Origin of the sequence: Salinibacter altiplanensis, from assembly GCF_002894645.1 — a bacterium.
GTDB classification, from domain to species: Bacteria; Bacteroidota; Rhodothermia; order Rhodothermales; family Salinibacteraceae; genus Salinibacter; species Salinibacter altiplanensis.
In genome coordinates, this window is the sequence record NZ_NCQY01000030.1 from 280,702 (window position 1) to 302,378 (window position 21,677).

General features: G+C 65.2%; 18 protein-coding genes. 9 read left to right on the forward strand and 9 right to left on the reverse strand.

Translation table 11 applies throughout. The annotated features are described in order from the left end of the window. Positions 1–16 precede the first annotated feature (16 nt). From B7R93_RS13230 to B7R93_RS13245, 4 genes are all read right to left on the reverse strand, one after another. Positions 17–334 (reverse strand): hypothetical protein, encoded by a 318-nt coding sequence (locus B7R93_RS13230; protein WP_157942304.1) that lies wholly within the window; start codon positions 332–334, stop codon positions 17–19. 147 nt (positions 335–481) lie between these two features. Then, a complete protein-coding gene (gene merA, locus B7R93_RS13235) occupies positions 482–2,188 on the reverse strand; it encodes a mercury(II) reductase (RefSeq protein ID WP_103021223.1) in 1,707 nt (568 codons plus the stop codon). Between the two features lie 27 nt (positions 2,189–2,215). Continuing rightward, positions 2,216–2,866 (reverse strand): mercuric transporter MerT family protein, encoded by a 651-nt coding sequence (locus tag B7R93_RS16380; RefSeq protein ID WP_103021224.1) that lies wholly within the window; start codon positions 2,864–2,866, stop codon positions 2,216–2,218. Beyond that, positions 2,863–3,276: an ArsR/SmtB family transcription factor gene (locus B7R93_RS13245; RefSeq protein WP_103021225.1), complete on the reverse strand. Its 414-nt coding sequence runs from the start codon at positions 3,274–3,276 to the stop codon at positions 2,863–2,865. Before B7R93_RS13245 ends, B7R93_RS16380 begins: the two co-directional genes overlap by 4 nt. Positions 3,277–3,470: 194 nt before the next feature. On the opposite strand from B7R93_RS13245, the gene B7R93_RS13250 reads away from it, so the two are divergent. Beyond that, complete coding sequence (locus tag B7R93_RS13250) at positions 3,471–3,812, forward strand: ArsR/SmtB family transcription factor (RefSeq protein WP_103021226.1); 342 nt, start codon at positions 3,471–3,473, stop codon at positions 3,810–3,812. 458 nt (positions 3,813–4,270) lie between these two features. On the opposite strand, the gene B7R93_RS13255 is transcribed toward B7R93_RS13250, so the two are convergent. Then, on the reverse strand, positions 4,271–6,745 hold the full coding sequence (locus tag B7R93_RS13255) for a heavy metal translocating P-type ATPase (protein WP_423815927.1): 2,475 nt from the start codon (positions 6,743–6,745) through the stop codon (positions 4,271–4,273). Positions 6,746–7,155: 410 nt separating this feature from the next. Here B7R93_RS13255 and B7R93_RS13260 point away from each other — a divergent pair, with 410 nt between their 5' ends. From B7R93_RS13260 to B7R93_RS13270, 3 genes are all read left to right on the forward strand, one after another. After that, the gene (locus B7R93_RS13260) at positions 7,156–7,509 is read left to right on the forward strand and encodes a hypothetical protein (protein ID WP_103021228.1); all 354 of its coding nucleotides are present in this window, start codon (positions 7,156–7,158) and stop codon (positions 7,507–7,509) included. Positions 7,510–7,566: 57 nt separating this feature from the next. Continuing rightward, on the forward strand, positions 7,567–8,307 hold the full coding sequence (locus tag B7R93_RS13265) for a methyltransferase domain-containing protein (RefSeq protein WP_103021229.1): 741 nt from the start codon (positions 7,567–7,569) through the stop codon (positions 8,305–8,307). A gap of 117 nt (positions 8,308–8,424) precedes the next feature. After that, positions 8,425–9,585: an NAD(P)/FAD-dependent oxidoreductase gene (locus tag B7R93_RS13270; RefSeq protein WP_103021230.1), complete on the forward strand. Its 1,161-nt coding sequence runs from the start codon at positions 8,425–8,427 to the stop codon at positions 9,583–9,585. Positions 9,586–9,615: 30 nt separating this feature from the next. On the opposite strand, the gene B7R93_RS13275 is transcribed toward B7R93_RS13270, so the two are convergent. Next, positions 9,616–10,563 (reverse strand): L-threonylcarbamoyladenylate synthase, encoded by a 948-nt coding sequence (locus B7R93_RS13275; RefSeq protein ID WP_232798443.1) that lies wholly within the window; start codon positions 10,561–10,563, stop codon positions 9,616–9,618. Between the two features lie 132 nt (positions 10,564–10,695). Between B7R93_RS13275 and B7R93_RS13280 the strand changes: the two genes are divergently transcribed. Then, positions 10,696–11,160 (forward strand): YkvA family protein, encoded by a 465-nt coding sequence (locus tag B7R93_RS13280; protein ID WP_103021232.1) that lies wholly within the window; start codon positions 10,696–10,698, stop codon positions 11,158–11,160. Between the two features lie 127 nt (positions 11,161–11,287). On the opposite strand, the gene B7R93_RS13285 is transcribed toward B7R93_RS13280, so the two are convergent. Both B7R93_RS13285 and B7R93_RS13290 read right to left on the reverse strand, forming a co-directional pair. Further along, positions 11,288–11,533: a ferredoxin gene (locus B7R93_RS13285; protein WP_103021233.1), complete on the reverse strand. Its 246-nt coding sequence runs from the start codon at positions 11,531–11,533 to the stop codon at positions 11,288–11,290. Positions 11,534–11,661: 128 nt separating this feature from the next. Next, the gene (locus B7R93_RS13290; protein WP_103021234.1) at positions 11,662–13,647 is read right to left on the reverse strand and encodes a CBS domain-containing protein; all 1,986 of its coding nucleotides are present in this window, start codon (positions 13,645–13,647) and stop codon (positions 11,662–11,664) included. Positions 13,648–13,883: 236 nt separating this feature from the next. Here B7R93_RS13290 and B7R93_RS13295 point away from each other — a divergent pair, with 236 nt between their 5' ends. From B7R93_RS13295 to lpdA, 4 genes are all read left to right on the forward strand, one after another. Beyond that, positions 13,884–15,650 (forward strand): tetratricopeptide repeat protein, encoded by a 1,767-nt coding sequence (locus tag B7R93_RS13295; protein ID WP_232798445.1) that lies wholly within the window; start codon positions 13,884–13,886, stop codon positions 15,648–15,650. Between the two features lie 64 nt (positions 15,651–15,714). Then, positions 15,715–16,506 carry a DUF4292 domain-containing protein gene (locus tag B7R93_RS13300; protein ID WP_103021235.1) on the forward strand — a complete coding sequence of 264 codons (792 nt, stop codon included), beginning with the start codon at positions 15,715–15,717 and terminating at the stop codon, positions 16,504–16,506. Positions 16,507–16,562: 56 nt separating this feature from the next. Next, positions 16,563–17,801, forward strand: coding sequence for a murein hydrolase activator EnvC family protein (locus tag B7R93_RS13305; protein ID WP_103021236.1), 1,239 nt, complete (start codon positions 16,563–16,565; stop codon positions 17,799–17,801). A gap of 138 nt (positions 17,802–17,939) precedes the next feature. Further along, positions 17,940–19,358, forward strand: a complete 1,419-nt coding sequence (lpdA, locus tag B7R93_RS13310; protein WP_103021237.1) for a dihydrolipoyl dehydrogenase — start codon at positions 17,940–17,942, stop codon at positions 19,356–19,358. 605 nt (positions 19,359–19,963) lie between these two features. On the opposite strand, the gene B7R93_RS13315 is transcribed toward lpdA, so the two are convergent. Next, positions 19,964–21,592: a M1 family metallopeptidase gene (locus tag B7R93_RS13315; protein ID WP_232798446.1), complete on the reverse strand. Its 1,629-nt coding sequence runs from the start codon at positions 21,590–21,592 to the stop codon at positions 19,964–19,966. Positions 21,593–21,677 lie beyond the last annotated feature (85 nt).

Consider the following 21,677-nt stretch of genomic DNA (forward strand, 5'->3'; position numbering starts at 1 on the left):
GTCGTGAGGAGCGCTTTCAGGCTCTGCCTTTCTCTCTCCCGGCGATGATGACGGCCCTGCTCATGTCAGCGCTCGTGTATGGAGTCCGTTCCCGGCGGCACGTGCCCGGTGTATTGAAGGTAGCCCCGGTCAGAATTTCCTCGCCAACCACCATCCACTCCTCGACGAACGAAGTCTCCATGAGGCGCCAGCCCTTGCGACTGCGGACACGCTCCCGCCAGTCAAAATTCTCCTCCATTTCCGGGGCCTCCCGCTCGGCCTCTCCACGGGCAACGTCAATCCAGTCCGTCGGGTACGTCCACCGGATGAGCAGGCTGGCGAGGGCAGTCAGCACCCGCCTGCCCACAATTCCCACGGCCAGCTACTGCGGCCCTAAAACGATGAGAATGGATGCCCAGCTCGATAACAAGGTTCGTGGACGCAACCATAAACGCCACGGCGCTTACGAAGTGGGCTTGAGAGTTCGGCTGAACGGGGCAGATCACGTCGCGCAGCAGCTCAGCGTCTCGACGTCGCGGTCGAAGGTGAGCGCCGCCAGTTTGATCCCCTCCGAGAGCGTCAGGTACGGGTGCAGCAGGTCCGTCAGCTCCTCGGCGGTCAGTCCCTGCTGGATCGCCATCGAGACCTCCATAAGCAGCTCGCTGCCCTCCGGCGCCAGGATGCGCGCGCCGACGAGCCGACCCGTATCCCGCTCGCGCAGCAGCTTAATGAAGCCGCGCGTGTCGCAGGCCGCGAGGGACCGGGGCACCTGACCTAACGGGACCGTCGCCACGTCTACGTCGACATCCTGATCGGCGGCCTGCCACTCGCCAATCCCCACACCCGCCACCTGCGGATCGGTGAAGATCACCCACGGGAGCGGCGCGGCGTGGCGGTCGCGGGCCGCCCCCTCAAGGGCGTTCTCGGCGGCGAGCTCCCCCTCGCGGGCGGCGGTGTAGACGAACGCCGGATCGCCGATCACGTCCCCCGCGCCGTAGACCGTCGGCACGTCAGTCTGAAGCGTGCCGTCGACCGAGAGGAAGCCGCGCCCACGGGTCTCGAGGCCGAGGGCTCTCAGGCCAAGATCGGCGGTGTTGCCCCGCAGCCCCGTCGCCACGAGCAGGTGACTTCCCGACAGGGTCCGCGCGTCGCCATCGATGATGGCCTCCACCTGAACGTGCCCGTTTTCGCGCCGGATGGTCTGCACGTCCGCGTCCGTGTGGACGGTAAGGCCTTCCTCGCGGAGGTATCCGGTGAGGGCCTTAGCCACGTCGGCGTCTTCTCGCGAGAGCACCTGCCCGGACCGCTGCAGGATGGTCACCTCGCTGCCGAGGCGGGCGAAGGCCTGCGCGTTCTCCAGCGCGATGTAGCCCCCACCCAACACGACCAAATGCTCAGGCCGCTCGTCGAGGGCATACAGCTCCTCGTTCGTGAGGTAGCCCGCCTCTTCCAGCCCCGGAATGTCCGGCACAAACGTGTGCGCCCCGGTGGCAACGAGAATCCGCCGGCCCGTAATCGTCTCACCATCCACCTCGACCGAGCGGGGACCGGCGAGCCGCGCCCGCCCCTCCCGGATCTGAATGTTCGGGTCGCCCTCGGCCACGCCGAGGTACTTCTCCTCCCGGAGGCCTTTGGCGAGCGACTGGACCTGATCGGTGACTGCCCCGAAGTCCGTGACCTCGCTTTCAGTGGCCATCCCGTCAAACGGGTGCTGGGCGGCGTTATGGTGGGCCTCCGCCGCCCGGATGAGCGCCTTCGACGGCACGCAGCCGACGTTCACGCAGGTCCCCCCGATGGGCAGCCCGCCGTTCGGCGGGCCGTCGTTGACAATCAGGGCGCGGTGGCCGAGGTCACTGGCTTTGAGCGCGGCCGCAAACGCCGCCGACCCACCCCCCACGACAAGCAGGTCGTAGTCGGCACCGGCGCCGTCCCCCGACTCCGACGACGAAGACAAAATAGCTGGCCCGGCGGCACGCTCCGACAAGTCATGAACTTCATGCGAGACGTGGGCGTCGTATCCGGCCTCGCCGATGGCCGCCTCCAGTGCCTTGGGATCGACATCGTCTCGGGCGGAGACCGCAGCGTGTCCGTCGGCCCAGTCGTCCAGCTGGACACTTTCGACGCCGTCGACACTGCGCAGCGCCTCAGCCACGTGCTCCCCGCACCCCGCGCAGGTCATGCCGTCGATTTCGAGTTCAAACTCGATCATGGGAAAGCGAGGAACGGAGAGAAACGGTTACGAGGACGACTTCGGCTCGGACGGATACCCGGCGGTTTTCGTCGCCTCCGTCAGGGCCTCGACCGAGGTCGCGTCCGGGTCGAAGCGGACGACCGCCTCCGGCGGCTCATAGGTCGCGTCCACGCGGTGGACTCCATCCACGCCTTCAAGGGCCGTCGACACGGTCTTCGGGCAGGCCGCGCACGTCATGCCCTCTACCTCCAGGACCACCTGCTGGAAGGAAGCGGGCAGGGCAGCCTCCTTCTCCACGGATTCCTGCCCCACGGCGGCCTGGGCCTGCTGGGTGGCGGTGGCGGGCGAGGGCGCGACGAGGTACGGGCTCACGACGAGCACCAGCACGGCCAGGGTCCCGACGCCCAAGAGCGACCGCCGCGCCGCGGACGAGAACATCGTCTCGCAATCGCAGTCCGGCCGGCGGCTGAGCTGCCACTCGTTGTACCCGGCGTAGCCGAGGGCGGCGACGGCCCCCGTCACAAAAATCCATCGGTACGGCGCCAGCGCCGTCAGACTGCCGATCCACGCCCCGCCCACCCCGAGGCTCACCAGGGCAAGCGGGATCGTGCAGCAGGCCGACGCGGCGACGGCCGCCCCGAGGGCCGCTCCGAGACTCCAGTTCGATCCGGCATTCGAGGTGCTTTGCGTGCTCATGAGGTCGGTTCGGTTGCGTTCAAGTTCAGCGAAATCCCGGCCGTGTCGCCCTCCTCGAAAAACTCGACAAGCATCCGGGCGAAGGCGTTGTCGGTGCACACCGAGTAGTAGATCGTCTGCGCGTCGCGCCGGGCCTGAACCAGCGCCTTTTCCCGAAGGATCTTCAGGTGGCGGGAGACGGCCGGCTGGGTGATCTCGAAGATGTCGGCCAGGTCGCACACGCAGAGCTCCCCCGCCCGGTGCAGGACATACAAGATGCGGAGGCGCGTCTCGTTACTCGCCGCGTCGAAGTAGGCCGCCAGGGCCACGAGCCGCTCGTTCGCGTGGGCCTCGCTGCGGAGGGCGCCGAGGCGCTCCCCGGGCCGCTCGGGCTGGATGCAGTTCTCGTCGTCAACGTCGCGTCGGGACATGTCTTTTGCTTGTGATTGTCCTTATATAGCGTAATCGTTAAATACAGTGCCGCTTTACTGGTTCCGGACCCAAGGCTCAGACACCATCCGGTGTGTACGAGCGGTTCTCTGCTACCTCGGTTCATTCTTGATCCCATCCGAAAGCAAATCTAAGTTTTTATTTATATTATAACTTTTAAAAAATTTACTCACCCATGGGCTCCGATCTCAGTGAAACGGTTCTCAGTGAAGCCTTCAAAACATTGGGAAACCCACACCGGCTCGCCCTGATGCAGCGGCTGCTTGCCTGTTCTCTTCCCTGCTCGAAGGCAGATCGGCCCGAAGACTGCGAGATGGACCCGACCTGGTCCAGCTTCGGGGAGCTTGCCGAGATGCTCGACGTCGGAAAAGCCACCGTCTCCCGTCATCTGAAGGAGCTGCGGCGTGCCGGACTCGTCGAACGCACCCGAGAGGGGCGCCGCGTCTATGTCCGAGCCAACGTCGACCGGATCGAGGAGCTTCGGCAGTTTCTCGACACTCGGGTGCGCACCAGTTGATCGTATTCCGCTGATCTTCCCAGAACAGCCCCTCCGCTTCGACCTCCGTCCTTGCGACTATATTCCGTAAATCGCTGGTCCATCCGACGCCTCCCACGTTCGGCGAGACTTGGGATGGAGCGTCGTCGCGACCATTGCCATGTACATCCCAATGATGGTCGGAATGGCAAGTGGCGTTGCCCCAATTCCGGAGCCTGTTCCAAGGGCGCTCGTGACACTGGTCTTCGGGGCCGGGCTCGGCTGGGGCCTCGGTCGATGACGCGAGTAATACCGACGACTAAAGATCGGTGCGCACCTGGTCGCTTCGGCTATGGGGGAAGGCTGTCGCGAGATGCACCACAAGGGCACGGCCTCCGGCCCCATCTCGCGACACTCTCGCTCCGAATCCTTCGAAGCAAACTGCACCGCCAACCTCGGCACTTGGTGTTGGGCCTCGAAGGGCGATTGTGGACACCATCTCATTGGCTGCCCGCGACAGCCCCCACCTGCTCGCTCCCCAGTGGCACCGACACGCGGCGCAGCCGGAGCGCGTTGCCGATCACGAAGAGGTCGGAAAAGACCATCGCCAGTGCGGCCAGCGCGGGGGACAGCAGCAGGCCGAACGCCGGGTACAGCACGCCCGCCGCCACCGGAATCAGGAGCACGTTGTAGGCGAACGCCCAGAACAGATTCTGCTTGATGTTGCGGAGGGTGGCCCGTGAGAAGTGCACCGCGTTCGGCACGCCGCGCAGGTCGCCGGCCATCAGCACGATGTCGCCGCTCTCGATGGCCACGTCGGTGCCGGTCCCGATGGCGATGCCCACGTCAGCCCGGGCGAGGGCGGGGGCGTCGTTGATGCCGTCGCCCACGAACGCCACGGTCTGATCGTCTGCCTGAAAGGCCGTCACCGCTTCGGCCTTCTCATCGGGCAGGACCTCGGCCTGCACGTGGTCGATGCCCAACTGGTCCGCAATGGCGTGGGCGGTGCGCTCGTCGTCGCCCGTAACCATGGCCACCTCGATGCCGAGCTGGTGCAGGGCGTCGAGCGCGGCGGGCGTCGAGTCCTTGATGGGGTCGGCCACCGCAACAATCGCAGCCAGCGTGCCGTCCACCGCCACGTAGAGCGGCGTCTTGGCGGCATCGGCCAGCCGGTCGGACGCGTCTTCGGCCTCATCCGAAACCGACACACCCTCCCGCTCCATCATTCGGGCGGCACCAACAGTAATGGCCTTGCCGTCGACCGTAGCGGTCACGCCGTGTCCGGGGATCGCCTCGAATCCCGTGGCGTCCGGCAGGGCAAGCCCTTCGTCGTCGGCCCGCGCCACCAGGGCCGCCCCAATCGGGTGCTCAGACTGCATTTCGACGGCGGCGACCCAGCGCAGAAGCTCCTCCTCGCCAAAGCCGTTCTGCGGTAGAAAATCCGTGACCTCGGGCCGCCCCTTCGTGAGAGTGCCCGTCTTGTCGAGCGCCACGAGGTCGGCGGTGCGGAGGGCCTGGAGGGCTTCGCCCTTCCGGACGTAGACCCCCAGCTCCGCGGCACGGCCCGTGCCCACCATCACCGAGATCGGCGTGGCGATGCCCATCGCGCAGGGGCAGGCGATGATGAGGACCGACACCGTCGTCACCAACGCGAACGTGAGCACTGGGTCAGGGCCAAATATCATCCAAACTCCAAATGTTAGGGCCGCGGTGGCAAGGACGAACGGCACGAACACCTTCACCACGCGGTCGGCGAGCGACTGGATGGGCGGGGCCGAGCCCTGGGCCGCCTCCACCATCTCCACGATCTGGGAGAGCACGGTTTCTTCTCCCACGCGGGTGGCTCGGAAGGTGAAGCTCCCCGTCTTGTTGATCGTGCCGCCCACGACCTCGTCGCCCTCATCCTTGCCCACCGGATCGGGCTCGCCCGTTACCATCGACTCGTCGACGTACGAGGAGCCGTCAATTACCTCTCCGCCCACCGGCACCTTCTCGCCGGGCCGCACGCGCACCACATCGCCCGGGACCACATCTCGCACGTCGACCTCTTGGGCCTCTCCGTCGCGGAGGACACGGGCCGTAGCGGATTGCAGATCGAGCAGCGTGCGGATCGCATCGCTGGCCCGCCCCCTGGCGAGCCCCTCCATGTAGTTGCCGGCCAGGATGAGGGTAATGATCGTCGCGGCGGCCTCGTAGTAGACGTGCACTGTGCCCTCCGGCAGAATCCCCGGCACGAACGTGGCCACGACCGAGTAGCCGTACGCCGCTGAGGTCCCAATCATAACGAGCGTGTTCATGTCCGGCGCCCCGTTTTTCAGGGCCGGCCAACCGTGCTTGTAGAAGTAGCGCCCGGGCCCGAACTGCACGACCGAGGCAAGCGCGAAAAGCACGTAGTAGAGCGTCTGTATGGACACCTGCTCGGTAATCCAGGCCTCCATCGCGGGAATGTGCAGCACGCCCATCTCCAGCCCAAAGACGGGCAGGGCAAAGGCCAACGCCCAAAACAACCGGTGCTTCATCGACCGCGCCTCGTCTTCGTGGGCTTGACGTTCTACGTCGGTACGGTCGCGTCCCCCTTCCGTGCCGACCACCTCGTAGCCGGCATCGCGAACGGCCTGTGCCGCGTCTGCGGTCTCGGCCACGCCCGGGATGTAGCGCACCGTGGCCCGGTCAGTGGCAAGGTTCACCGTCGCCCCCAGCACGCCCTCCACCGCACCCAGGGCGTCTTCAACACGGGCGGCGCACGACGTGCGGCTCATGCCCTGCACCCCGAAGGTCGTCTCGGCAGTGCGCACCTCGTATCCGCTGTCGGCAACGGCCTGCACCAGTGTCTGAGCCGGCACCTGCTCCCCACCGCCGACGACGACCCGCGCCCGCTCGGTGGCAAAGTTGACGGTCGCTCTCGAAATCCCTTCCACCCGCGAGAGCGTCCCCTCTACACTCTGCGCACAGGAGGCGCACGACATGCCCTTCACCGGCAGCGTCAGGGGCGCTCCTTCCTCTTTGGACCCCTCTTCTCCGCTACGGTCGGAAGGCGGTGGTCCGGCCGTACGAGCGTCCCCGTTCGGCGACGAGGAATCGAGGGTCGAAGGGTCCCGAAGGGGCGTATCGGCCTCGGAGGCGGATGGGCTCACGGAGTGGCTCAGGGTTCTTTTTGGGGCGTATGGCATGCCTGTATAGGGTACCCCCCTACACCACAAAGAAACAGAGAGGTTTCATTCTTGCCCGAGCGCCGTGTGCTCCTGCTTCATCGTTCTGCCAAGAACCCGTACAGCCCGGAACCGCGGGCGGGAGCGCCAATAGGGACTTCTGTCGCTCCTGTTGGGCCTCCGATGCCCCCTGGTCGACCTGTGCAGCTCGGTCTTTTCTCCATCCGCTCCGCTCCATGATTGAAGTCACGATTCTCAACGCCCAGGAACTTGCCCGTCGCCAGATGGGAGCCCGCGCCGCCCAGGCCTCCGGGGCCGGGGTGGACATCGAGTCGGCCGTCCGAAACCAGATGGCCGATCACCTGGAGGAGGGGTTTCAGAGCCGTGGCATCGAGGCCTATGTCGATACGAAGGGGGCCCGGAAGCTAGAGATTACCGTCGAGGACGCCACGGACGCGGCGTGGCAGCAGGGGTACCTCGCCTGGCTGGTGGCCAAGTTCGTTCCGAGCACGGTCGAACAAAACCTCGCCCCGGAGGTCCGCGACCGGCTCAACGAACAGGGCATCGAGGCGGAGGTGGAGGTCGCGTAGCTCGTCCCGTCTAGGCCTTGTCCTCGTGTCTTGTCGACAGCCCCCCATTCCTTCTCGGTGATCCTTCCTCCCCGCCCGGACCTTTCGACGCGTCTGGAGACCGAGGAGTGGATGGACGACTTTTCGATCACGGACGCCCGTCTTGCGCGGGCCCTCCGCGACCTCCGACGCATCAATCGGCTGCTCGGAGGGTACCGGGCAACGGATCATGTCCTCGACCCGATTCTGAAGCGACATGATCGCCTCCGCCTGTTGGATGTAGGGTGTGGGAGCGGCGACCATCTGCTCCACCTGGCCCGGCGGGGCGAACGCTTCGGGTGTACCCTGGACCTCATCGGCATCGACGCCAACCCCGTCACGGTTGGTCATGCCCGGGCCTATCTTGATCGACAGCTCTCTCCCTCCCTCCGGGCCCGCGTCCGTGTCGAGATCGGGGATGCCCGGGCCCTTCCCTACGACGCTGGGGCAGTCGACCTCACCCACGCAGCCCTGTTCCTTCACCACTTCCACGGCCCTTCGGCGGTCCAGGTGCTTTCGGAGATGCAACGGGTGGCCCGGCACGGCCTCCTCGTAAATGATCTTCATCGGCATCTCTTGGCCTACGCAGGCATCTGGGGCCTCAGCCGGGCCCTTGGGCTCGCCCCCATGGTCCAGCACGACGGTCCCGTGTCGGTGCGGCGCGGCTTCTGGCGGGCGGAGCTTCACACCCTCGCCCGTGCGGCCCAACTCCCTCCTGCCTCCATTCGGTGGCACTGGGCCTTCCGGTGGACCCTATCCACCCTCGCCCCCAATTCGTGATGGGGCCTCGTCGGAAGACGTTTCCACTCTGTGACGGACGGTCCCGCGACTGTGGGGAGCTCCACCGCCCGTAGCCAGTTGCATCGGCCCATTGCCATTCGCCTGTCGCAATTTGCTATGCCCTACGACGCACTCGTGATTGGCGGCGGCCTGGCCGGGTGCAGCACGGCGTGTCAGCTTGCCCGCGAGGGCCACGACGTGCTCCTGGCTGAGCAGTCGACCTACCCTCGTCAGAAGTTGTGCGGGGAGTTTTTGTCGCCGGAGGCGCAGTCCTCCTTTCGGCGTCTGGGTGTGCTTGGCGACATCCACGCCGCGGGGGCGGAGCGCATCGACCAGGCATGCCTGACAGCCCCGAGCGGCGCCACAACATCCCACGCACTTCCCGATGCGGCTCTTGGTTTTAGCCGCTATCAGCTCGACCAGATGCTCTTCCGAAGGGCCTGCACGGCTGGGGTTGAAGGCCGCTCTGGGACCCGGGTCACGGACGTCCGGGGTAGCCTCCAGGATGGATTCGTTGCGACCGTCGGCGGGGACACCGTTGCGGCCCGTCTCGTTCTGGGAGCCCATGGGCGCAGGAGTCGGCTGGATCGGTCACTGGAACGGCCCTTCTTGTCGGAAACCACGCCGTACGTGGCCTTTAAGGCCCACTATGCCGGGCCCGCCGTGGCAGACCTGGAGAACACAATTGAACTCCATAGCGCTCCGGGTGCGTACTGCGGGCTCTCACCGGTTGAGGAAAATCGCATCAATGTCTGTTGGATCGGGCACGCCGACGCCCTCAACGACGCCGGCGGCACGCCCGAAGAGATGCTCAACACCGCCCTCCGCCAAAACCCGGCCCTGGACGAATTGCTCACCGGTCTCACTCGCGTGAGCGACCGCTTCAAAGCGGTGAGCCAGGTTCCCCTCATGCCAAAGTCTCGATTCGTGGACGACGTCTGCATGATCGGGGACGCCGCGGGCATGATCGCACCGCTCTGCGGCGATGGGATGGCAATGGCGCTCCAGACCGCCGACCTGGTGAGCCCACTGGGCTCCGATTTTCTGAATGGGCAGTGCCCCGCACAAGCGTTCCGGACGAACTACGAAGCCGCATGGACCGATGCGTTCGGGCAACGCATGCGGCTGGGCCGCTGGATCCACGCGGCGGCGTTTCGTCCAGGGGCCGCCTGGACCCTGGTGCAGAGCTGCCGTCTGCTCCCTCCCCTCGCGCGGTGGATGATCCGCAACACCCGCGGGCGACAGGATGTCCCCGTTGGGGCAGGCACGCCACAGTGAACGGTCTTCTCGTGCAGCACCCCCCCCCTTCTACCGGGCTGCTGCCCGGCGGAGACGGTCGTTGAGGGCTCGGCCCATCCCTTCGGCCGACACGGTTTGCGCGTAGATTACCTCAATTTCCTTCTCGTCGCAGGTCCGAAAGATGTGAAAGAGGTCATGGGCGTAGGCCTGTACGTCTTCTTCGACATGCACCCGGCCCAGGGCACACGCCTGGGCCGGGGCGTCGAGCCCCACGTACGCGTGGTCTTCTCCCGGGGCAACCTCCGACGGAGTGTCGACGAGCCGCACCCGGGCGGACGGCGCGTAGTGCCGGTGTCGCGTTCCCGGGCTCCGCGGAGCGGCCTCCCCCTCTGGGGACGCCCCCTGCACCGTTCCCAAAACCTGACGAAGCGACTCGACCGGGATGGCGCCGGGCCGAAGCACCGCGACAGGGTCCGTGGTGCAGTCTACGACTGTCGACTCGACCCCTGCGTCCGTGCGACCTCCCCGCAGAATACAGTCGATTCGGCCTCCCAGATCGTCCTCCACGGCCTCCCAGCTCGTGGGGCTCGGGCGGCCCGACTGGTTGGCGGACGGGGCGGGCACAGGCGTACCGCACGCCTCCAGGAAGGACTGTGTCTGTGAGAGACGCGGGATGCGAACGCCCACCGTCTCAAGGCCGGCCGTTACGACCGAGGGAAGATGATCATGCTTGGGCAGAATGAGCGTCAGGGGCCCCGGGACGAACTCGTTCAGGAGCTGCTGACCCGCGGGCGGCACGCGGGCGGCCACCTGCTTGATCTGTTCCCGCCGACAGACATGGACGATGAGTGGATTGTCCGCCGGTCGTCCTTTCGCCTCGAAGATGCGACGCACCGCGTCCGGCTGAAGGGCATCCGCGCCAAGCCCGTAGACCGTTTCGGTAGGGAAAGCGACAAGCTCCCCACGACGAAGGTGGGCGGCCGCCTCCGCAGGAGATGTCGTGAGGGACGTCGCCACGTGGTAGGAACAAACGGTAAGTTCGAGACAACGATCTGGAGGAGACGCGTTCACCGATGCGGTTGACTTTCCTCCCCATTCTCTCTTAGCATCGGAGGCACACATCTCACTCCAACCCTGGGCTCCTGCCGCATGCCTTCCGACGCGCCTTCCCGAAAAGACACCCCGTCCACACTGCCCCTTTCTCTGGCCCCCGTGCCGGCCCGGTCCGAAATTGCGAGCGTTCTCGTTGAGGCCGCCCGTCGAGTCCTGCGGCGCCGCTTTCGGGTAGTCCTGCTTATCCGGGATGCCTATGCACACCTGGAGGCCAACGCCAACGCCCTCACGGCCGTGTGGGCCGATCTACGGACAACCCTCCGTCTCTTCGTAGCCTGGGCGCGCCGGTCGTATCGGGAGGTCTCCACGACGTCCCTCGTGCTTCTGGCGGCCGCCCTGCTTTACTTTGTCACCCCAGTCGATGCCATCCCCGATGCCCTCGGGGTCATCGGGTTCGTCGACGACGTGGCTGTCATTCAGACGGCCGTAGGGGCTGTGCGGAACGAGCTGGACCAGTTTCGCGATTGGGAGGAGAAGCGAGCCCTTTCTGCGTCCCCGTAGCCCATTGGAGGCAATCGTTTCTCCGAACCCACCGCCCGCCATGTTCTCCTCCCTCTTCCTCGCCCTGGTCGCCGGGCTTCTCACCGGCGTGCTGATCGCCTGGTACCGACGGCAGAGCTAGTTCCACCTAGGGGACGATTTGCTCTCCATTTTCGTCTTCAACGATGAGTGCGTCGACCGGGCACAGGGCCGCCGCCTCTTCCAGGCGTCCCTGGTCGATGTCCGGCGTTTCGTCTTGAAAGTCGACAATGTTGTCTTCCCGGATCACATAGACCTCGGGGGCGATGTTCGTGCAGTTGCCCGATCCAATACACAGGGTGCGATCAATCCGAATCGTTTGACCGCTGATTTCTCGCTCGCGGGTGTCAGCCATGCTGCTATTGAAAGTGGATGTAGACGTGTCGGTTTAGAGTAGGTCTCCTGTTTCAGTGCCACGAGTGACCTCCCTACGCGTTCCCCCTCTCCTGGCGTGCATCGCCGGGGAGGTCTCCCTCTGTCCAGTCAGTCCGTGGCCTCAGAAGAGGCCTCAACACCCTCTGAGTCCGGCGAGGCGGCCGTCGCCTCCGCGTCTCCGTCGAGGCCCAGGGTCTCGTCGAGAATGTTGCCCGCAATTTGAATGAAGTCCTGCTCGGTAATAATGCCGACAAGTCGATTTTCTCGCACCACGGGCAGGGCCCCAATTTCGTGATCGCGCATGAGCTCCACAGTCTCCAGGGTGGGACGATCCGGAGATACCGAGATGGGATCCTCGATCATGATGTCTCTCACCGGCACGCCGCCCTCTGGTTGCTCGGTCCGTTCGGCCATGTGCCGGAGGAGGGTGCGGTGGCTCACAAGTCCCACCAGCCGGTGCTCTTCGTCTTCCACGAGCACGTGGCGAATCTTTTGCCAATCCATGAGTCGCGCCACAAACTCGATCGACTCTTTCTCGTGGACAGTGAAGGGATCGGTCGTCATGTAGGCCTCTACGTTCGTCTCCTGCATGCCCGTAGGGGTGAATCCCTCTTCCAGGGTCGCCAGGGACCACTCGTGGACCGGGGCCCCGTCCTTCTGGCGCTCCACCATGCCCCGCGTGAGCGCCCCGAGACGCTCCGCCCGCGACCCAACGCCCTCCATGCGAGCCAGGGAGTCGAGCTGCCACTGGGCTCCGGTCTGCTGGGTGTTCACGCGCTTCTGGATCACCCCGAGGTACCGGTCGATGTCCGACGACGCAATGTCGGACGTGCGGAGTCCGTCTTCGGCCAGTGGAATGAGGGTGTCGAGAATCAGCTCGTGGGCCGGACGATGGGTGCCGTCCAGCCAAGTAAACTGGGAGGCAAGGCCACTCCGGGCAGCCGCGTTGAAATTGTACCGGGCCTCGTAGAAGTCAATGTGCTCCGACACGTCGTGATACTCCTGTGCCAGTCCCGCCACGAGCCCGTACCAGAAGACCGCGTTTGCAATCTCGTCGATGACCGTGGGCCCGGACGGCAAGACTCGGTTTTCAATTCGCAGGTGCGGCTTTCCGTCGGTGATGCCGTAGCAGGCGCGATTCCAGCGATACACGGTGCCGTTGTGGAGCTGAAGGGCCTTGAGGTCGGGCACACCGCCCGCCTCCAACGTTTCGAGGGAGTTCTCGCCCAGCTCGGTCGTCAGGAGCACCCGAAAGCGCGAGATGTCCTCCCTGAAGATTTCCATCACCGACTCGTCCACCCAGTCCGAGCCGAACTGCACGCGAGGGCTCATTTCTCGCAGGTACAGGTTGCTCGACCGCGTGTCGACGGCCTGTTGAAAGAGGGCAATTCGCGTTTCACGCCAGAGCCGCTTGCCAAACAGAAGCGGAGAATTGGTGGCGGCGGCGAGGCAGGGGGCGGCCACCACCTGGGCGATGTTGTAGTAGCGCGGAAATTCCTCCGGCGACACCTGAAAGTGCGTCTGGAAGCTCGTATTGCACCCCTCCAGCATGATGGAGTCGTGCTTCACGAACAGCTCGTCGATGCCCCGAATCTGATACTGCCCCGCCCCGCCCCGCAGCCGAGAGATGGCATCGTTGAGGGCGTAGTAGCGAGGCCGGGGGGTCATGTAGTCCATCGCAAAGTTCGAGAGGTGGGCCGTGGGCAAGATGCCCGTCATGGCAACCTCGCCGCCCACTTGCTGCGTGAGGCCCCGCACCTTCTCGATTAGCTCGGACGTCGACGCCTCCATCCGCTGGAAGCAATCCTCCCCAAACTGAAGCGGGTCCATGTTAAACTCCACATTGAACCGCGTCAGCTCCGTGACGATGCGCTCGTCGGTGTTCCGTTCGAGGACCTCTTCGATGATGGGGGCCGGCCCTCCTTGCGCGTCCACCATGAACAGCTCCTGCTCGGCCCCAATGCGGCGCATGCCGGTTTCGAACATGTTCTCGTGGAGCATGAGCCCCAGGGCGCGGACATCGCGCATCAGGTGATTCGTAAACTCGCGGAGTTTAGACGGAGCGGCGTCCCGGCGTACGTTGTGTTCACCCATGAATGCGTGTGCGGGCTTGTCAGTGGCAAAACGGCGCGCCCCTCCGGACGCATCTGCCGGAAGGGATTCTCGAATTGAATTCTGGGCATTCGAACACTGGTTGCAAGGTAGAAACGGTTCGTAGTCATTATCAAATCAACATGAACCACACCGAAGGCACGTCCGTCCAAAAGGGAGGCCACGCGAGGCCTATGTCCGGTCTGCACGGTTGCCTCTCATTGTTTCTTCTAGCACTCGTGGATGCCCGCTCACTCGTCTGGTGGCTCCGCCTTTGGGCCCCGATCGTCCTGTGTGCACTCTTGATCGGAGGGCCGTCTTGTGCCGTCGCGGCGCAGGAGCCCCGTGGCGCGTCCACCGATGCGACGAATCCTCGGGCGCAGCGGCTGCTTATCCAGGGCATGACCGAGACGCAGCTGGGCGACCACGAGGAAGCAATCTCATATTTTGAGGCGGCCCTGGAGCAGGCGCCGGAGTCACCGGTGCTTCTCCGGGCCCTTGCCGACGCGTACGACGCCCAGGGCGACCTCTCCACCGCCCTCTTCTATGCACAACAGGCACACAGGAACGGGACCTCTCGTCCCGACTATGCCCGCCACCTCGCCGAGATGCAGCGGGCCGTCGGGGAACCGGCCGCGGCCCTTCGCACCTACGAAAGCCTCCTCGGTCAATTTCCCGACTGCGACGACGCCTACCGGGCCCGGGCGACGCTTCAGGCAGAACTGGGACGAACGGAGGCCGCAATCCAGTCCTACGAGGCGTACCTCGATCGCGTCGAGCTTCCCCCGATTGACGTGTACCGCCGGCTGCTTCCCCTCTACCGCGAGACGGAAGACGAGGATGGCATCGAGGAAACGCTCCGCACCCTGGTGGACCGGCGCCCAACTATGCCCACCTATCAACGCCACCTCGGGAACTACTACGCCGACAGGGAACGCCCCCGAAAGGCGCTGGGCCTGTTGGCCCCGCTGGGACGTCGGCACCCCAACGACGATTCCCTCCAGCAACAGGTCCAACGGCTCGCCCACCACGCCGGACGCACGACCGCCCCGCCCCCGAAAGAGCAACCGTCCGACCCGTTGGGGTCTCAGCCCTCCTCCACGGAGGCTGCGCTGCGCCGTGCCCAATCAGTGTACGACACAGCCACGATGTCGTCCCCGCCCGACACCACCCGGCTGCGTGCCGCGGCGGATCTGCTGCGGGATGCCTTGAGACAATCCCCCAATTCTGAGGCCGTACTGTCCCTCCAGGCCCAACTCTACGAGAGCTGGGGCCGCCCCGAGCAGGCGGGGCAGGCGATGGAGCAGCTTCTTGAGCTCGCCCCCCGGACCCCAGACCGGTGGGTCCGGGCCGCGAAGACATACTACCGGGCACGCCGTGACGTCCAAGCCGCCAAGCTGGCCGAAGAGGGAGGCCACCTCTTTCCAGGGCACATGCCCCTCGCCCGCATCGCCGCCTTTGCCCTTCTGCGCTCGGGCACTCCGGGCCAGGCCCGCGAGCACTTCCAGAGTGCCCTCTCGCTCCTCGACGACTCTCCCCCCCCGCACGAGGAGGCCGTCCTTCTCGCCGGCCTTGGGCTTGCCAACAGCCGGCTCGGCCAGCCTCAGGACGCCGACGACGCACTGGAGAACGCTCTGGCTCTGGCCCCCGACCATTCCGACGTGCTTCGACTGTACGCCCAGAGTCTCACCCACCGGGGCGAGCGCCTGGACCGGGCGCTCGATCTTGCAGAGCAGGCGGTGGGGCACGCCCCGGACTCGCCCCCCGCTCATCATGCGTTGGGGCAGGTTCACCTGCAGCGCAATGAATTGGATGCCGCCCGTCGTCACTTGCGCATTGCCCTCGACACAGCTCCCCCTTCCGCCCCGCTGCTGGAGCGACTCGGCGATGTAGAAAAGGCGCTGGGCAACGACGCAGCAGCCCAGACGTATTGGCAACGCGCAGCCAAGCGTGCGCCTGATCGGGCGTCCCTCCGCGAGAAGCTTGCGGACCCGGCAAATTCGTAGCCGTCCAAGGGGACGCGTCCGAACGGTACTCACAGTTCCTCATGAACAAGTCTTCCCCTCGATCTTGACGTCTGTCTCGCCCCCGTTGGCACCGCGTGCCTTTTTGCTTGCACTGGCGAGTGTTCTCGTTCTCGCCGGCTGCGGAAGCTCGTCGCCGAACACGACCCCAAGCCTTCCCAGCGCCTTTCCCGATCACTCCGTCGATCAGGTCCGACAGCAGATAGGACGGGGGACCGATACGATCCGGGGCTACACCGCAAAGGCCCGGATTCGGGTTCGGACTCCCACCCAAACCCAGTCCTTTAATGCCACCGTCCGTCACCGGCGGGCCGACTCCCTCTTCATGCGCCTCAGCCTTTTCGGGATCGAGGGGGGACGCCTTTTGCTTACGCCCGACAGCGTGTTTTTCTACGATACGCGCAACACCGTGCTGCGCGTGGGGCCGGTGGAGGCCGTCCAGGAGCTTTTCCCCGCTCCGGTGTCGTCGGACCAGTTCTTCGACAACATGCTCGGGGTGCTCGCTCCCGCCGCCCGTCCCAAGTGGTCACTTCGGTCCGATAGCACTCTGTACTACCTGTCGGATTCCAACGACCGCGAGCGCTACACAGTCGATCCAGCCCACTGGCGCGTCGTCCGCTACGAGGAACGGTCCGCCACCGGAACTGTCCGTCAGAAACGACTGTTTTCGGACTTCCGACGGGTCGGGGGCCTGCTGTTGCCCGCCCGTCTCGTCTTTCAGCAGCCGTCCGACGACCTCCGAGCCCTGGTAAACTACGAGGACATGACCCTCAACCCATCGGGGCTCTCCTTCTCGCTCGACGTGCCGGAGGAGGTACCCCGCCGGCGGTTCCAGTGACTGGAGTACGGCCCGCCGTTCGTCCCTTTCATCGCCGCCCGATCGTTCGTTTCGGAATGCATCCCTCCTGGCCTTCACGACGGATCGCTCAGCGGGCGTTCCGAACCGGCCTCGTCGTGCTCCTCGGCCTCGCGGTCCCGGTCGGCGTCTCGGCCACGTACGGGCAGGGCGCCTCGTCCCAACGCGAGACGACCCGGCAGCGTCTGACCCAGCTGGAGCAGCAGATCCAACAAGAACAGCAACGCCTTCAGAAAACGGAGAAAGAGGCGGAGTCCACCCAGGAACAGCTCGCCTCGCTGCAACGAGAAATCGCCCTCCGCGAAAAGCTGGTCGCGACGTACCAGGCCCGCCTCGACGAGCTGGGACAGGAGCGCTCGCGTCTCCGCGACACGCTGTCGACCCTACAGACACGCCTCGAGGCACTTCGGGACGACTATCGGGGGCAGCTCTCTCACGCGTACAAGCATGGGCGCCTGCACGATCTGGCCTTGCTGCTCGCCTCCCAGTCCATCAACCAGATGCTCATCCGCGCGCGGTACCTTCGGCGGTTTGCCACCGATCGTCGCCAGCAGCGAAGTGCCATCCAGTCGGCCACCGACGAGGTCCGCTCCTCCCGCGAACAACTCGCCCAGAAGCGGACCGAGACCCGAGACCTGCTCGCCGAGGCACGCACGGAGCGCACGAACCTGCGGGCCCTCGAACGGGAACGACGACAGGTCATCGACGAGCTACAGGCCCGGCGCTCCGAGCTTGAGCAGCAGATCGACCAGAAGCAACGACAGGCCCAACAGCTTGAAGAACGCATCCAAAAGCTTGTGGCGCGGGCCAAACGGGAGGGGGCTGCCTCGGGGGCGGAGGCGGAGGTCGCCGCCAGTCTGTCCGCGTCGTTCCAGGACAACCGCGGGGCCCTGCCCTGGCCCGCAGACGGGGCCGTAACCACCGACTTCGGCGACCAGGTGGACCCGGTCCACGAAACGACGACATATCACCCCGGCATTCTCATTGCCACCTCGCCCCGAAGCCGCGTTCGGGCCATCTTTGACGGCACGGTGACGGGGGTCGACTTTGTGCCCGGGTACGGCACCTACGTCGTCATTCAGCACGGCGAGTACCTGTCCGTCTACAGCAACTTCTCCAGCCTGTCCATTGCCGAGGGCAACCAGATCGAAGCGGGGCAGGTCATCGGCCAGGCCGGAACCGAGAGCGAGCCCCGAGGGGCCAGCCTCTTTTTCGGACTCGTCGACCGATCATCCAGCGAGTTTGTGGATCCGTCCGGCTGGCTCTCGGCCCGCTGACCCGAAGGCGTCCCCATCGGATTCACAAAAACCTTTCGCCCGACGGAAGATGGTCATTTGGGATTGCTGGAGGGTGGAGCGTATCTTCTACATCAGATCCTCCTTCGCCTACACCCCCAATTTTCTTCTCGTCCCCTTATGGCTACGGACTACGATTGCGTTATTGTTGGCAGCGGCCCCGGCGGCTACGAAACAGCCATCCGGGCCACCCAGCTCGGGATGGAGACGGCTATTGTTGAGAAGGACAAGCTGGGCGGCGTCTGCCTAAACGTGGGCTGCATTCCGACCAAGGCCCTCCTCAAGAGCGCCGAGGTCATGGCCGAGACGAACCACCTTGACGACTTTGGGCTGGAGCTGGACGGATCCATTTCCGTCGACTTCCCAAGCGTCATTGAACGCAGTCGGGGGGCGGCCAACCAGATGAATCAGGGCGTGCAGTTCTTGATGAAGAAGAACGACATCGATGTGCTGCGCGGGCACGGCCGCCTGACCGCCCCGGACACCGTGGAGATCGAGCCCTCGGTCACGATGGACGGCGAGGAGGTGGGGGAGGAGCGCACCGTCACGGCCGACCACGTCATTCTGGCCACGGGCGCACGCCCCAACGAACTGCCCTTCCTTCCCATCGACGGGGAGCACGTCGTGAGCTCGAAGGAGGCGATGCTCCAGACCGAGCAGCCCGACTCCCTCGTGATCGTGGGCGCCGGGGCCATCGGGGTCGAGTTCGGATACTTTTACAACCACATGGGCACGGACGTCACCATTATCGAGGTCCAGGACCGCATGGTGCCCGCCGAGGACAAGGACGTGTCGAAGGAGCTTGAGAAGGCCTACACGAAGATGGGCATCGACGTCATCACCGGCGCGGGCGTGCAGGGCGTCGACAAAGACGCCGACCCGCTGCGGGTGGAGGTCGACACCGGCGACGGCACCGAGCACATTGAGTGCGACCAGGTGCTCTCCGCCGTCGGCGTCGTGGGCAACGTCGAAAACATTGGCCTGGAGGAGGTTGGGGTCGAGACGGAGAACAATGACATCGTAGTGGACGAGTATTACCGGACCAACGTGGACGGCGTCTATGCCATCGGCGACGTGACGGGGGCGCCCTGGCTTGCCCACAAGGCCAGCCACGAGGGCATTCTCTGCATCGAGAAGATCGCGGGACACGACGTGCGGCCGATGGACATGAACGACGTCCCGGCCTGCACGTACTGCCAGCCCCAGATTGCGTCCGTCGGCCACACGGAAGAAGAGGCGAAGGAGGAGGGCTACGACGTGAAGGTCGGCAAATTCCCGTTCAAGGCCAACGGGAAGGCCGCCGCACTGGGCCATCAGACGGGCTTTGTCAAGACCATCTACGACGAGAAGTACGGCGAATTCTTGGGCTGCCACATTATCGGAGAGGACGCCACAGAGCTGATCTCGGAGGTCGTGACCGCCCGCAAGCTCGAAACGACGGGCCTCGAAATCATGGAGTCGATACACCCGCACCCAACCCTTTCGGAGACGGTGATGGAGGCGACCCGCGAGGCCTACGGCCAGCCGATTAACATTTAGGGTCTGTTTTGACCTTGGGTCGGGTCGCCAGAACAAACCCCGACAGGACGAAAACTATTCTCTGAAGGAGGCCCACAGCGGTGCGCCCCGAGCAGGGCAGGAAGATGCTCCCCGGGCGGTCAATGAGTGCCTCAGAACAGGCTTCTGGCGCCCACGCATCTGGACTTTTCCAAGCCCCGTTCTCTCCGGAGGACGGGGCGTTTTTATTTCGGGCCCTGCGATCTAGTTCAGGCCCTACGACACCATTTCGACTCCACTCCGAACTGTGGAGCTGGGCCTCCCCAAACGTCATCCGGGAACCCGGGGGCACTGGAAAGCTCTTCGGGAGACTCAGAAGCTGTTTGATGGATTGATGTTCAGCCGACACGAGCGTAGCGACTGACGAGGCCCAGCCGAGTACACACAGTGGGCGAAGCTGCAAAATGGTGCCCACCTCTGTAGCGGGGGCCGAGCAGGAGCGAGGTCATGCCCGTGGGGGGCTACCGGGCGAATGCAGAAGCCCTTTTGCGCTGGGAGCAGAGCGACCAAGTACTCGTCGGGGTGGCCACAGAGCATCCGCCAAACAACTTCTCAGGGCTCTCTAGGGCTGGCTTCCTTCGCGGCAGTCACAGCTGCTGTCGGCGGAGCACCCAGCCCTTCGGATCTACCGTGACCTCCGCCCCCGCCGGGGCCGCTACCGATCCGTTCCCCCCCTCCATGGTCACCCGCTTCGTGCGTCCCTCCACGCGCACCGGCACAGGGACCTCAAACGAGGCGCTCCCGGTCCCGGCCCACGCAAGTCGCAGTCGCCCCTCCTCCCGTCGCGTGTCCAACACAGGGAGTCCAGACTGGTAGAGATACACCTGGAAAAAGACGTCCAGGGATCGCCCCGAGACCGTTTCTGCAAGCTGAACAAAATCGTGGGTGGTGACGTGGCGGAACGGCACCTCTCCCTGCGACGCGGTTCCCTCCGGATACGCGAACCGTCGCAGAACCGTGCGGAGCGTTTCCTTCCCGACGACGTAGCGGAGGGTGTGCAGCACCAGGGCCCCACGGTGGTAGACGTCGCCGTGGTAGATTTCCTCGGCCGTGGTGGAGGCAGTTCGGGCGAGGGCCTGTCCCTCAGACATGCTTTCACGGGCATGGTCCATGCGGGCATGGTAGGCGCTGTTCCCGTCCAGGCGTTCGGCGTAGAGGGCCTCCAGATAGGTGGCCGTTCCCTCATGGAGCCAGAAGTCCTTCCAGTCGGCGACCGTCACGAGGTTGCCGTACCACTCGTGGGCCAGCTCGTGGAAATGGAGCGCGTCGAAGGAGGCATCGTACCCGAGGCCCCCAGGTGCAAAGTCGTGTCCGTAGGCGATCAGCGACTGATGCTCCATCCCGAGGAAGGGCGACTGGGCAAGTCCGTACTTATCCGTTCGGGGCGGGTAGGGCCCGAGCGTTTCTTCGAGGAACCGCACCTGGTCCAAAAACCCTGGCAGGGCCCGGGCGGCCCGGGCCGAGTCCGACGGCAGTACGTAGGCCGAGACCGGCACGGCGTCGCCGCTGGTGCTGACGTAGGTGGTGTCGAGACGAACGTACGGCGCGGCGTGGAGGGCGACATTGTACGTATTGATCGGCGTCGACACGTGCCACCGGTAGGTCTTTGTCGAGTCCGACGCCCGCTCCACCGAGCGGAGGCGCCCGTTGGAGGCAGCGACGAGCGTGTCGGGCACCGTGAACGCCAGGTCCATCGAGTCCGGCTCATCGGACGGATGGTCCTTCACCGGCCACCAGAGGTCGGCCCCCTCGGCCTGGCACGACGTCGCGATCCAGGGCGCGCCTGACGGGGTCTTATCCCAGGTCAGCCCGCCATCCCAGGGAGGATTCGGGGCAACGCGGGGACGTCCCTCGTACGTCACCCTTGCACGGAGGGTGTCGCCGGGCGCGTACGACCGCCCCAGCTCAATCCACAGCTCGTTCTGCCCGTTCCTGCGTTCTGTGGAACGCCGCATCTCCCCGTTCTCCCCCCTCTCCCAGGCCCGCCGCACAGACAGCCGACGGTCAAGGTTGAGCACCAGGACCCCAAGCGTGTCCTCGACCACCGCCCGGACGGCGACCTCCCCGTCGATTCGCTCGCGGGCCGGGGCTACCGTGACGTCCAGGTCGTAGTGCAGGACGTCGTAGGCTGCCTGCTCAGGGGACAGCGGCCCGCCCGAGTCCTGTGCCGAGGTGGAGGAGCACCCAGCAAGTCCCCACGCGACCAAGAGCAGCACGAGACCTCGGGCAACACCGCGATGGACCATTGAGGAAAGAGGACAAGATAGAAATGAAAGAAGGACATTGCCCATCGGCACGGCT

What these genes read in the sequence shown, in the direction of transcription:
- B7R93_RS16380 (WP_103021224.1), bottom strand. Translation starts at nt 2,866, where the DNA reads ATGAGCACGCAAAGCACCTCGAATGCCGGATCGAACTGGAGTCTCGGA.
- B7R93_RS13250 (WP_103021226.1), top strand. Translation starts at nt 3,471, where the DNA reads ATGGGCTCCGATCTCAGTGAAACGGTTCTCAGTGAAGCCTTCAAAACA.
- B7R93_RS13305 (WP_103021236.1), top strand. Translation starts at nt 16,563, where the DNA reads ATGCATCCCTCCTGGCCTTCACGACGGATCGCTCAGCGGGCGTTCCGA.
- lpdA (WP_103021237.1), top strand. Translation starts at nt 17,940, where the DNA reads ATGGCTACGGACTACGATTGCGTTATTGTTGGCAGCGGCCCCGGCGGC.
- B7R93_RS13270 (WP_103021230.1), top strand. Translation starts at nt 8,425, where the DNA reads ATGCCCTACGACGCACTCGTGATTGGCGGCGGCCTGGCCGGGTGCAGC.
- B7R93_RS13245 (WP_103021225.1), bottom strand. Translation starts at nt 3,276, where the DNA reads ATGTCCCGACGCGACGTTGACGACGAGAACTGCATCCAGCCCGAGCGG.
- B7R93_RS13260 (WP_103021228.1), top strand. Translation starts at nt 7,156, where the DNA reads ATGATTGAAGTCACGATTCTCAACGCCCAGGAACTTGCCCGTCGCCAG.
- B7R93_RS13280 (WP_103021232.1), top strand. Translation starts at nt 10,696, where the DNA reads ATGCCTTCCGACGCGCCTTCCCGAAAAGACACCCCGTCCACACTGCCC.
- merA (WP_103021223.1), bottom strand. Translation starts at nt 2,188, where the DNA reads ATGATCGAGTTTGAACTCGAAATCGACGGCATGACCTGCGCGGGGTGC.
- B7R93_RS13290 (WP_103021234.1), bottom strand. Translation starts at nt 13,647, where the DNA reads ATGGGTGAACACAACGTACGCCGGGACGCCGCTCCGTCTAAACTCCGC.
- B7R93_RS13285 (WP_103021233.1), bottom strand. Translation starts at nt 11,533, where the DNA reads ATGGCTGACACCCGCGAGCGAGAAATCAGCGGTCAAACGATTCGGATT.